This is a genomic window from Gallibacterium faecale, assembly GCF_027920745.1.
Taxonomy (GTDB): Bacteria; Pseudomonadota; Gammaproteobacteria; order Enterobacterales; family Pasteurellaceae; genus Gallibacterium; species Gallibacterium faecale.
The window spans coordinates 23044-35666 of the sequence record NZ_JAQIBB010000050.1 but is presented as its reverse complement, the minus strand read 5'-3'; the positions used below and the strand labels follow the sequence as shown (position 1 = coordinate 35666).

Annotated in this window: 11 protein-coding genes; 5 read left to right on the top strand and 6 right to left on the bottom strand. The window is 37.0% G+C overall.

Annotated elements, in window-relative coordinates:
• Nucleotides 1-243 precede the first annotated feature (243 nt).
• On the top strand, nucleotides 244-588 hold the full coding sequence (locus PF272_RS04905) for a DMT family protein (RefSeq protein ID WP_271141851.1): 345 nt from the start codon (nucleotides 244-246) through the stop codon (nucleotides 586-588).
• A gap of 625 nt (nucleotides 589-1213) precedes the next feature.
• A complete protein-coding gene (locus tag PF272_RS12975) occupies nucleotides 1214-1441 on the top strand; it encodes an ESPR domain-containing protein (RefSeq protein WP_413789425.1) in 228 nt (75 codons plus the stop codon).
• A 33-nt stretch (nucleotides 1442-1474) separates the two neighbouring features.
• Here the strand turns inward: PF272_RS12975 and PF272_RS04900 are convergent, their stop codons facing one another.
• Nucleotides 1475-2515 carry an IS481 family transposase gene (locus PF272_RS04900; protein ID WP_271141850.1) on the bottom strand — a complete coding sequence of 347 codons (1041 nt, stop codon included), beginning with the start codon at nucleotides 2513-2515 and terminating at the stop codon, nucleotides 1475-1477.
• 71 nt (nucleotides 2516-2586) lie between these two features.
• Between PF272_RS04900 and PF272_RS04895 the strand changes: the two genes are divergently transcribed.
• On the top strand, nucleotides 2587-3054 hold the full coding sequence (locus tag PF272_RS04895) for a YadA family autotransporter adhesin (protein WP_271141849.1): 468 nt from the start codon (nucleotides 2587-2589) through the stop codon (nucleotides 3052-3054).
• Nucleotides 3055-3206: 152 nt separating this feature from the next.
• Here PF272_RS04895 and PF272_RS04890 read toward each other — a convergent pair whose 3' ends face one another.
• The 3 genes from PF272_RS04890 to PF272_RS04880 all read right to left on the bottom strand — a co-directional run bounded on the left by PF272_RS04890 (nucleotide 3207) and on the right by PF272_RS04880 (nucleotide 7033).
• On the bottom strand, nucleotides 3207-4298 hold the full coding sequence (locus PF272_RS04890; protein WP_271141848.1) for an ABC transporter ATP-binding protein: 1092 nt from the start codon (nucleotides 4296-4298) through the stop codon (nucleotides 3207-3209).
• Nucleotide 4299: 1 nt separating this feature from the next.
• Nucleotides 4300-5937, bottom strand: coding sequence for an ABC transporter permease (locus PF272_RS04885; RefSeq protein ID WP_271141847.1), 1638 nt, complete (start codon nucleotides 5935-5937; stop codon nucleotides 4300-4302).
• 82 nt (nucleotides 5938-6019) lie between these two features.
• The gene (locus tag PF272_RS04880; RefSeq protein WP_065239916.1) at nucleotides 6020-7033 is read right to left on the bottom strand and encodes a Fe(3+) ABC transporter substrate-binding protein; all 1014 of its coding nucleotides are present in this window, start codon (nucleotides 7031-7033) and stop codon (nucleotides 6020-6022) included.
• A gap of 213 nt (nucleotides 7034-7246) precedes the next feature.
• Here PF272_RS04880 and PF272_RS04875 point away from each other — a divergent pair, with 213 nt between their 5' ends.
• Together PF272_RS04875 and glmS are read left to right on the top strand one after the other, a co-directional pair.
• Nucleotides 7247-8017 (top strand): DeoR/GlpR family DNA-binding transcription regulator, encoded by a 771-nt coding sequence (locus PF272_RS04875; RefSeq protein WP_271141846.1) that lies wholly within the window; start codon nucleotides 7247-7249, stop codon nucleotides 8015-8017.
• A gap of 36 nt (nucleotides 8018-8053) precedes the next feature.
• Nucleotides 8054-9886: a glutamine--fructose-6-phosphate transaminase (isomerizing) gene (gene glmS, locus PF272_RS04870; protein WP_271141845.1), complete on the top strand. Its 1833-nt coding sequence runs from the start codon at nucleotides 8054-8056 to the stop codon at nucleotides 9884-9886.
• A 223-nt stretch (nucleotides 9887-10109) separates the two neighbouring features.
• Here the strand turns inward: glmS and PF272_RS04865 are convergent, their stop codons facing one another.
• Together PF272_RS04865 and tkt are read right to left on the bottom strand one after the other, a co-directional pair.
• Nucleotides 10110-10289 (bottom strand): hypothetical protein, encoded by a 180-nt coding sequence (locus PF272_RS04865; protein WP_271141844.1) that lies wholly within the window; start codon nucleotides 10287-10289, stop codon nucleotides 10110-10112.
• Between the two features lie 328 nt (nucleotides 10290-10617).
• Nucleotides 10618-12612, bottom strand: coding sequence for a transketolase (gene tkt / locus PF272_RS04860; RefSeq protein WP_271141843.1), 1995 nt, complete (start codon nucleotides 12610-12612; stop codon nucleotides 10618-10620).
• Nucleotides 12613-12623: the final 11 nt, after the last annotated feature.

The window sequence follows — 12623 nt, the reverse complement described above, 5'->3', positions numbered from 1 at the left end:
ACCCACTAAGCATTTATGCAGATTCGTGATTAATTTTAAGTTTGGCCACAATCTGAAAAGCAATCGCTTTTATAACATTGCTTACAACAGCTCATTAGGGTGAGCAAGCTTGCTTGCGAATAAAATGAAGTCGCCCTTTAGGGCGAAACCTAAATTTAGAACAAAACCTAAATACAAACTAGAGAAAAACTATATTAAAATTAAAAACAATATTCTTACAAATATCCTCAGGAGATAACCAAGATGTTCGCCTATATCTTCCCTCTCATTTTATTAGTCATTTCTAACTGCTTTATGACCCTAGCCTGGTATAGCCACTTAAAATTTCTACACAATGCACCGATGTGGCAAGCAATAGTATTTGGCTGGTTAATCGCTTTGTTAGAATATAGCTTTATGATTCCCGCAACTCGCTTCCTCGCTGCACAAGGTTTTTCCTTTGGACAACTTAAAATCACTCAAGAAGTCATTACCCTGATTGTATTTGTTCCTTTTCTTATTTGGTTCTTTAAACAACCGTTTAAACTTGATTACCTTTGGGCAGGCTGCTGTTTATTAGGCTGTGTGTATTTTGTCTTTCGTGCCTAATAATCATAGAAAAATGTGAATACAGAATGTTTAATTCAATCTATTACTTTAGAGTTATTTTTTGTCATCATCAAAAATTACAAAAATCACACAACAAATTAATTTACAATAGTTATAAAACCCACAATTCGAAAGTAAAAATAAATCACAAATTTATAACATAAAAACAACTAAAAATTAAAAATAAATTACTTTTATGCTGATATTTTTTAATTACTTTTGATGATTTTTATAACAAAAATATCTTTCTACCCCCCCCCCTTAGCCTCCACTATTAAAATATTCGCTATTAAAATAATAGAAACAACCTGTTAAAATAAATTTATTTTTATAAATCAGATAGATACAACAAAACAATGCAACATATAGTAATTAATTTTCTTATTCTTTAACGGTATACAAAAACAACAAACAATTAAAATATCAAGCAAAATATGGATTTTATTTTATATAAAACTAAGACTGAATAATTTACAAAATCCTCCTCCCCAAAGCATTTACATAAATTTATACAGCTGTTATAATTCGCGCCCTTTAGTTTAGATATCAGTCGACAATAGTTAACCATCTTCACAATTTAATTAAATTAATCATTTCGTTAATGACAATAGTATAGGGCATATTTATGAATCACATCTTTAGAGTTATTTTTGATAAAACCCGTGGCATATTTGTTGCCGTTTCTGAATTAACCAAAAGTCATGGCAAAGCAAAGTCTGAACAAAATATAGAGATGGGGGGGGGGGGAGGCAAAACCTCACTTTCTTTAGTTCCTAGATATTCAAATTTCTTTGCTTTTAATAGTGTCTACTCTGCTTTTTTGATAAGTTGTAGAAGATCAAACCTAATCTGACAGTCCCCGTTTAAAATTACAGCGCCTGTCAGATTAATTTGAGCTTAAATTCTTTTCCGCCCAAATACATTTTCCATCAAGTAATGTTTCCATTGGTGTTCTACCACAGCACATTTTGCCTTGATGAGTTCGATGAAGATTATAATACACTAACCATTCATCTAAATCAGCTTGCAGTTGAGCTAAATCTGTATAAATGTGCTTTCTAAAAGCCACTTGATAAAACTCTTGCAAGATAGTCTTATGAAAACGCTCACAGATGCCATTTGTCTGTGGGTGTTTTACTTTAGTTTTTGTATGCTCAATATCATTAATCACTAAGTACAGCTCGTAATCATGATTTTCGACCTTGCCACAATACTCGCTTCCCCTATCCGTTAAAATTCGCAACATTGGTAAACCTTGTGACACAAAGAACGGTAACACTTTATCATTTAACATATCCGCAGCAGCAATTGCTGTTTTCATCGTGTAGAGCTTCGCAAAAGCAACCTTGCTATAAGTATCAACAAACGTTTGCTGATAAATACGTCCCACGCCTTTTAAATTGCCTACATAAAAAGTATCTTGTGAGCCTAAATAGCCAGGGTGAGCCGTCTCAATTTCACCACATGCAATATCATCGTCTTTTTTACGTTCTAAAGCTTGAACTTGGCTTTCACTCAAGATAATACCTTTTTCAGCAACTTCTTTTTCGAGAGCATTTAAACGCTGTTTAAAGTTAGCAAGATTATGGCGTAGCCAAATAGAACGAACACCACCAGCAGATACAAAAATACCTTGCTTACGAAGTTCATTGCTCACACGAACCTGTCCATACGCGGGGAAATCAAGAGCAAATTTTACGACTGCTTGCTCAACTTTTTCATCTACTCGATTTTTGATGTTCGGTACTCGACGAGTTTGATTCAGTAATGCATCAACACCACCTTGTTCTACAGCTTGTTGATAACGATAGAACGTATCCCGGCTCATTCCCATCGTTTTGCAAGCTTGAGATATGTTTCCAAGTTCTTCCGCTAAATTAAGTAAACCAGTCTTGTGTTTAATGAGAGGATTGTTAGAATAAAACATGAGAGTTTCCTTTTTTGTTTAGATTGAATTTTAGACACTCATATTCTAAACGGGAAACTCTCATTTTTATAATGATTTGTCAGATCAAGTCTGATCTTCTACATTTAATTACCTTAGGAAGCAAAGTTTCGATGGTTGCTGGTGAAGATCAAGATGGTACTAACGTTCTTGCAGTGGGTAGTGAAAATACACCTACTCGTATCCGCGGCGTGGCAGATGGTGTTGCACCAACTGATGCAGTAAATGTGCGTCAACTCAATGCAACCGCTAACTACTTAGATCGTAGAATTAGCCAAGTTAGCCGTGATTCAAATGCTGGTACTGCTAGCGCTATGGCTGCAGCTGGTTTACCACAAGCAAATCAACCTGGTTACAATATGGTATCTGTAGCAAGTGGTTATTATGGTGGTGAAAACGCTATCGCAATTGGTCTTTCTAAAGCATCTGATAACGGTAAAGTTATCTTCAAAGTTAGCGGAACCTCAAACAGCCAAGGTAAAATGGGTATGAATGCAGGTGTTGGCTATCAATGGAGATAAGCACTAACCTTTAATTAATGCTCAAAAGCCGAATGAGTAACTCATTCGGCTTTTTTTAATTGGATGACAGAATCTATCTACATTCAGACAATGTGTGAGAGAAAACCCACTAAATACTTATTAAATTTGAGATGTATTAACAATCTGAAAAATTATTTTTCCATACCATCAGTAGCAAATAATACCTGCCTTGGTGAATTAAAACTTAATACCACATCACTGCCTACTGCAAAATATTGTTGAGCTTGAATTACTAAGATTGCGGGATATAAGGTATTTTTCAGTTCCACTTGATAGCGGTAATATCCTCCTAAAAAGCTCACTTGTTTCACGGTTGCTACTGCACTTCCCCTTTGTTGATCAGCAATAACTGATTTAGTCATATCGCCTTGCATCACAATTTCTTCTGGACGTAATAACAAATAGGCGTTGCAGTTATCCTGAATCAACGAGCCATCAGCATAACTCGCTGTGGTTAGTGGCATTAAGCCAAACGCTGAATCTAATTGCGGTTGCTGAATTTGACAAGGTAGATAATTCACCTTACCTAAAAATTCAGCTACAAAATGTGAATTAGGTTGTTGATATAAGGTTAAGGCATCACCAAATTGCACGATTTTTCCTTTATCCATTAAAGCTAATTTATCGGCAAAGACAAATGCCTCTTCCTTGCTATGGGTAACAAAAATTGCTGGCACGTTTTGTTGTTTAAGAATTGCTCGAATTTCTTCGATAAGCTGATAACGCACTTGGCTATCAATATTTGAAAATGGCTCATCAAGCAGTAATAACTTAGGCTCACAAGCTAAAGCGCGAGCGATTGCCACACGTTGTTGTTGTCCGCCTGATAATTGATGTGGATAACGTTGCTCTAACCCTTGTAATCGGACTAATGCCGTCATTTTGGCTAGTATCGCTTGTTGCTGTTGGCGACTTTGTTTTTGTAAGCCAAAGGTAATATTCTCCGCCACAGTTAGATGTGGGAAAAGCGCATAATCTTGGAAAATTAACCCGATTTGTCGTTGTTCTAGTGGCGTAGTTGATAACTCTTGGTTGGCTAATTTAATCGTACCTGCGGTAATCGGTAAAATACCCGCGATTGCTTTTAATAAGGTTGTCTTGCCACAACCGCTTGCCCCTAATAAACACACAATATCATTTTGTTCTAAGGTAAAGCTAAGATCTTGCAATATAGTTTGTCCGTGATATCCACAAGTTAATTGGCTAATTGATAATGTACTCATCTTATTCTTTAATTCTCGTTGCTAATAATGAACGGGTCAGCATAATTACAGGAATTAAGCCAACAATAATTAATACAATCGCTGGTAATGCGGCACGCTCTAATTGTTCATCTGAAGTATAGGTAAAAACGTGGGTTGCAAGCGTATCAAAGTTAAAGGGGCGTAATAGTAATGAAGCATTTAACTCTTTCATACTCTCAATAAACACCAATAATAAAGCGGTTAATATCCCTTTACGTAATAATGGAAAATGGATCTTACGCCATACAGATAAATTAGAATGTCCGAGTGTTTTTCCTGCCATTTCAAATGAAGGCGGAATTTTATTTAAGGCAGTTTCAATACTACCGACTGACATCGCAGAAAAACGAATAACATAAGCAGTAATTAGGGCAAAGATTGATCCTGAAAAGACTAGTCCGAATGAGGGTAAGCCTAGCCAATCGGTAAGAGAGTGCAGTTGGTGATCTGCAAAAGTTAGCGGAATTAATAAGCCGATCGCTAATACAGTGCCTGGTACCGCATAACCTAATGACGCTAAATGTAATCCTTGTTTCGCATAAATAGCTTGATAAAAACGCCGTATAAAATGCAAGAATAATGCAAATAGGATACTCACTAACGCAGCAATTACAGCGACTAACAAGCTGTTTTTGGTATAAACAAAGAAATTATCTGTCCATGCCTCTGAGAAGTAATGATACGCCCAGTAAATTAATTGAAATAATGGGACAAAAAATGCCAACATCACTAATAGCCAGCTATAAACAACTAAACCTTTTTCCCACCAAGTTTTAATTGGCTGATATTGATGCAACGCTTCACAACCTCGTTGATAATGTTTTTGTTTACGCCTTGCATAACGTTCAATCACAATAAAAACACTAATAAGAAATAACATTGAAATCGCAATTTGTGCGGCAGCTTGTAAATCACCAAAACCTAGCCAAGTATCATAAATTGCGGTGGTTAAGGTTGGAATTGCAAAATAAAAAACGGTACCAAAATCGCCTAATGTTTCCATTGCGACTAACGCACAACCGACTGCAATAGATGGGCGTAATAAAGGTAAGGTTACTCGCCAAAAAATTTGACGCGGGGACGCACCTAATAATTTGGCACTTTGGGTCAGATTTTCAGATTGTTCCATTAATGCCAAACGGCTTAATAGAAAAATATAAGGGTATAGCGATAACGCTAGAATAAAGCAGGCTCCCCCTAAACTCCGAATGGATGGGAACCAATAATCGTGAATACTCTGCCAACTAAATATTGCTCTTAGCCATTGTTGTACAACACCCGGATAGTCTAAGAAATCCGTATAGAGATAGGCAGACAGATACGCAGGGATTGCTAACGGTAAACAGAGTAACCACTGTAATACAGATTGCCCCTTGAATTGATAACGAGAAACTAAATAAGCCGCAGGCAATGCAAACAGTAAGCTAATCAACACCGTCCCTGTTACTAATAACAACGAATTAATAAAATAATCTGTTAATACGGTATGCCATAAATGAGTTAAGCTCGCCAATGAACCTTGAATCGCCTGATACAAAATTGCCACAATCGGCATCACAAAAAAGCCAATCAATGCGAGTGTAAGGAAATTGACAGCAGTAGTTTTGATTTTAAACACAGCAATAAATATCAATTAAATAAAAACAGAAAAAGGCAGTTGCCGAAACAACCGCCTATTGGGAGGCTAAAATGAAACCTTATTATTCAAGATCGAATTTAACTTCATCGATCAGTTTTAGTGCCTTGTCATAATTCTTCGCAATATCATTTAATGGTAATGTATCTGCTTTGAATGTTCCCCAAGATTCAACTAATTTAGATACTGCAACGCCTGGTTTTACTGGATATTCGTGATTAAGTTCAGCGTAGAGATGTTGTGCTTTATCGCTACTTAAAAACTCAACTAATTTCAAGGCATTTTCTTTATTCTTTGAATATTTCGCTACTGCAACACCACTAATATTCACGTGTGTACCCGTAGTCGTTTGGTTAGGGAAATTAATATAAACAGATTCTGCCCAAGCACGTTGTTTATCATCTTCTAACATCTTACCGAAGTAATAACTGTTACCGAGTGAGTAATCACAAATGCCTTCTTTAATTGCTTTCACTTGATCGCGGTCACCGCCTTGTGGTTTTTGTGCTAAGTTATTTTTTAAGCCTACTAAAAATTCTTTAGCTTTCGCTTCGCCATCATGAGCAATCATTGAAGCAACTAATGAAACATTGTAAGCATGTTTACCAGAACGCACACACACTTTACCTTTTAATTCTGGTTTAGCTAAATCGTAATATGTGAAGTTTTCTGGTAATTTACCTACACGATCTTTTGAAGTATAAATTGCTCTCGCACGTGTTGTTAAAGCAAACCACTCATCGTTTTTATCACGATATTGTGCTGGAATATTTTTTTCTAATACCGCAGAATGAACGTGTTCTGCAAGACCTGCGTTCACTAACTCCATTACTCGACTAATATCAACGGTTAATAATACATCTGCTGGGGTTAACTCTTTTTCACGTTTTACACGCTCAACTAACCCTTTATCTGCATAGATTAGATTTACTTTTACTCCACTTTGGGCTTCAAATTCTTTTAATAATGGTTCAATTAAGTAAGGTTGGCGGTAGGAATAAACATTAACTTCATTGGCAGCAAAAGCGGATGTTGCTAGAGTTGCTAATAGACTAGCAGCTAAAAGAGACTTTTTCATAGTACCTCGCAAACAATATTAAATAAACGTGATTATCAGTAATCATATGTAACATACCGTATTGAAATATCTGTGTCAATAAGAATTATTCTCAACTTTATATCTCCAATTATCTTCATTGACATAAAAATATACAAAGAACCAATAATTGCAATTTCGTTTTATCTTTGCTATATTTCGTTCCGAAATTTAAAAAGGTAAAATCGAAACATAATGAATAAAAGAAACACCAAACAACGCCGTCATGCCATCTTAAAACGCCTAGAAGAACAAGGTGAAGTTACCGTAGAACAGTTAGTTACCCAGTTTGAAACCTCAGAAGTTACGATTCGTAAGGATTTATCTGCATTAGAACAAAATGGTCTATTACTCCGCCGTTATGGTGGAGCGATTTTAATTCCTGCTGAAGTTCTTGAAGAGGAAGAAAATGAAGCACTTTCTCCACAGAAACTGGCAATTGCAAAACTCGCTGCGGCACAAATCCGTGATCACAATCGGATTATTATTGATACTGGCAGCACTACCACTGCGTTAATCAGTCAGTTAAATAAAAAGCAAGGGTTGGTCGTGATGACTAACTCACTCACCGTCGCAGCAGAATTACGTCAGTTAGAGAATGAACCTACGTTATTAATGACCGGTGGTACATGGGATTCGTCTTCAGATTCGTTTCAAGGCAAAGTCGCTGAACAAGTTTTACGTTCGTACGATTTTGATCAGCTATTTATTGGTGCAGATGGGATCGATTTACAACGTGGTACCACAACTTTTAATGAGTTAGTTGGTTTAAGCCGAGTGATGGCGGAGGTTTCGCGTGAAGTGATTGTAATGGTTGAATCACAAAAAATTGGTCGCAAAATGCCGAATTTAGAACTCACTTGGCAACAAATTCATTATTTGATTACTGATGATCGGATTGATCCTCAAGTTAAACAACAAATTGAAAAACTTGGTGTGGAAGTGTTAATCGCTTCTGCAAAATAATTAATTTTTTATTATAGATAAAAGAAGGAAAAAATTATGTGTGGAATTGTTGGTGCAGTCGCACAACGTGATGTCGCTGAAATCTTAATTCAAGGTTTACATCGTTTAGAGTATCGTGGTTATGACTCTGCTGGTGTGGCAGTCGTTGATAACCAACACAATTTACAACGTGTTCGTCGCGTTGGTAAGGTAAAAGCCTTAGATGAAGCGGTAGAAAAACAACCACTAATCGGTGGTACAGGGATTGCACATACTCGTTGGGCAACCCACGGCGAACCGTCAGAAACCAATGCTCACCCACATATGTCTGGCGATATTGCTGTTGTGCATAATGGAATTATCGAAAACTATCAAGAATTGAAAGTGGAATTACAACAACGCGGTTATCAATTTGTTTCTCAAACTGATACCGAAGTTATCGCCCATTTAGTACATTGGGAATTCCAATCTTGCCAAGATTTATTACGTGCCGTACAACAAGCAGTTAAACAATTAACTGGTGCGTATGGTATGGTGGTGATGCACCGTCAACAACCAGAACATTTAATTGCAGCACGTTCTGGTAGCCCGTTAGTGATTGGTTATGGTGTAGGTGAAAACTTTTTAGCCTCTGACCAACTTGCGTTATTAAGCGTTACTCGCCGTTTTAGTTTCTTAGAAGAAGGTGATGTTGCTGAAATTACCCGCCGTCAAGTTACGATTTATAACCGTCTTGGTGAACAAGTGGAACGCACAATTTCTGAATCTAACTTAGAACAAGATGCTGCGGATAAAGGACAATTCCGTCACTTTATGCAAAAAGAAATTTTTGAACAACCGACTGCAATTATCAATACATTAGAAGGACGTATTGCTCATGATAGTGTGATTGTGGAAAGTATTGGTAGCAAAGCAAAAAGCATTTTAGAAAATGTAAAACACGTGCAAATCGTAGCTTGTGGTACTTCTTATAATTCAGGTATGGTCGCACGTTATTGGTTTGAAGCTTTAGCTGGGGTAAGTTGTGATGTGGAAATCGCTTCTGAATTCCGTTATCGTAAATTTGTTACTCGTCCAAATAGCTTATTGCTCACGTTATCACAATCAGGTGAAACCGCAGATACGTTAGCCGCTTTACGTTTAGCGAAAGAAAAAGGTTATATGGCAGCAATGACCATTTGTAATGTTGCTGGTTCATCTTTAGTACGTGAATCTGATTTAGCCTTTATGACTCGTGCTGGTGTGGAAATTGGGGTTGCCTCAACCAAAGCCTTTACTACTCAATTAGTTTCTATGTTAATGCTTGTTGTGGCGATTGGTAAATTAAACGGCAGTATTTCAGCAGAAAAAGAACGTGAAATTGTTCATGCGTTAAATAGTATTCCAACTGATATTGAAAAAGCGCTTGTTTTCGATAAGCAAATTGAAAAATTAGCGGAAGACTTTGCTGAAAAACATAATGCGTTATTCTTAGGGCGCGGTGAATTTTATCCAATCGCAATGGAAGCGGCATTGAAATTAAAAGAGATTTCTTATATTCATGCTGAGGCTTATGCCGCAGGTGAATTAAAACATGGACCTCTTGCGTTAATTGATGCAGATATGCCTGTGATTGTGGTTGCACCAAATAATGAATTATTGGAAAAAGTAAAATCGAATATCGAGGAAGTACGCGCTCGTGGCGGTCAATTATATGTCTTTGCTGATGCGGAAGCGGGCTTTAAAGATAGCGATAATATGAAGATTATCACTATGCCGAAAGTGAATGAGTTAATCGCACCAATTTTCTACACGGTACCAATGCAATTATTGTCTTATTATGTGGCAATTATTAAGGGTACTGACGTTGACCAACCAAGAAACTTAGCGAAAGCGGTTACTGTAGAATAATATCTTGTACTTACTCCTCTTCACTAACATGAAGAGGAGTAAATTTTAGTTTTTGAATAAAATCCGATGACTTTGGTAAGAATGAGTTACTGAAGGATAGTTAATCTAAAGTGAAAATTATCTAACTTGCTCAAATAATTAGCTTAATAGGTAAAAAAACAAATTCACTTTTCATAAAAACTTTTAACTTTATCTTAATAAAGAAAACCAAGAAGAAATACAATTACTTATTCATTAATTGTGATAATTCTTGTAATCTTGCACGAAGATAATCTTTTTGCAATTCATCTACAGCATCACCTTTTTCTGCCATCTCAATTCTTTTCTTTAAATTTCGTTTTTGAATTCGGTGAATTTGATCCTTTCTATCTAGATTGGTATTTATCGTTTTTTCTCCCATCATTATCTCCCCAATAAACTATTGGTTTCCATAAACAAATATGATTATTTCAATTACACACTTAATTTTTATTTAACAATAAGAATAGGAAATTAATACGAATTATCTTTATTAAGTATAAAACAAATATAAAAATTAATTACCTTACAATTTTATACATAATAACACAGCCCACGTTACACCCAAAGTTAAAAATATCACTTATAGTTATTTTTACAGGAATTTTATATGTATTGATTTAATTTCAATCTATCTCAATAATAAAAAACTCTCCCTATCAAGGATAGAGAGAGCTTTTCTATTAATAACTATTTTACGGATTACAATAAAATTAAAGAATTTCTTTCGCTTTTGCGACAACATTATCTACGGTAAAGCCAAATAATTTGAATAGCTCACCTGCTGGCGCAGACTCACCAAAGCGATTCATTCCCACTACGCGACCGGCTAAACCAACGTATTTATACCAGAAATCACTAATCCCTGCTTCTATCGCAACACGTTTAGTTACATTGCTTGGTAATACGCTTTCTTGGTATGCCGCATCTTGTTTATCAAAGACATTCGTACTTGGCATAGACACCACGCGAACTTTATGACCTTCCGCTGTTAATTGCTCTGCCGCTTTTACTGCTAACTCCACTTCTGAACCAGTCGCAATCAGAATCAATTCTGGGGTACCTTCACAATCTTTCAATACATAAGCACCACGTCTTACGTTAGCAAGTTGTTCTGTAGTTCTGTCCATTTGTGCTAAGTTTTGGCGAGTAAAGATTAATGCACTTGGACCTTCTTTACGTTCTACCGCCACTTGCCATGCAATCGCTGATTCCACTTGATCACATGGACGCCAGGTTTCTAAATTTGGAATTAAACGTAATGCCGCTGTTTGTTCTACTGGTTGGTGAGTCGGACCATCTTCCCCTAAACCAATAGAGTCATGAGTGTAAACAAACAAGACGCGTTGTTTCATTAATGCCGCCATACGTACTGCATTGTGCGCATATTCCATAAACATTAAGAAAGTCGCACCATAAGGAATGAAGCCGCCATGTAAAGCAATCCCATTCATAATCGCAGACATCCCAAATTCACGTACCCCATAGTTGATGTAGTTACCATCCACCACATTTGCACGTAATGGTTTTGAACCTGACCATAAGGTTAAGTTTGAACCCGCTAAGTCTGCTGAACCGCCTAAAAATTCAGGTAAGATATGTGCATACGCTTCAATTGCATTTTGCGATGCTTTACGGCTGGCAATACTCGCTGGATTAGCTTGTAGTTTTTCGATAAATGCCTTTGATTCCGCCGCCCAATTCGCAGGTAATTCGCCGGCTAAACGACGTAATAACTCTGCCGCTAATTCAGGATACGCCGCTTGATACGCCGCAAAACGTTTATTCCATTCTGCCTCTTTAGCCGCACCTTGTTGTTTTGCATCCCATTCTGCATAAATCTCTGCAGGAATTTCAAATGGCGCATAGCCCCAACCCAGATGTTTACGGGTTGCCGCAATTTCTTCATCTCCCAATGGCGCACCGTGGCAATCATGTGAGTTTGATTTATTTGGTGAACCATAACCAATAATGGTCTTACAAATAATTAAACTTGGCTTACTCGTTTCCGCTTTCGCGGCTTCAATCGCAGCTTTAATTTCTGCTGAATTATGTCCGTCCACCGCAGGAATCACATGCCAACCATACGCTTCAAAACGTTTTTGTGTATCATCCGTAAACCAACCATCTACGTGACCATCAATCGAAATATTATTGTCATCATAGAAAGCAATTAATTTACCTAGCCCTAATGTTCCTGCTAATGAGCACGCTTCATGAGAAACCCCTTCCATTAAACAGCCATCACCAAGGAAAACATACGTATGGTGATCGATAATATCATGACCTGGACGGTTAAATTGCCCTGCTAAGGTTTTTTCTGCAATCGCCATCCCTACTGCATTGGTAATCCCTTGACCTAATGGACCTGTTGTTGTTTCCACACCTGGTGCATAACCATATTCTGGGTGTCCCGGTGTTTTTGAATGTAATTGACGGAATTGTTTTAAATCTTCAATTGAAAGGTCATAGCCTGTTAAATGTAAAAGGCTATAAATTAACATTGAACCATGGCCATTTGATAAGATAAAACGGTCACGATTAGCCCATTGTGGATTCCCCGGATTATGTGATAAAAAATCACGCCAAAGCACTTCTGCAATATCCGCCATACCCATAGGCGCTCCTGGATGTCCTGATTTTGCTTTTTGTACTGCATCCATACTTAAAAAGCGGATTGCATTCGCTAATTCGCGGCGATTTGCCATAGTTTTCTCCT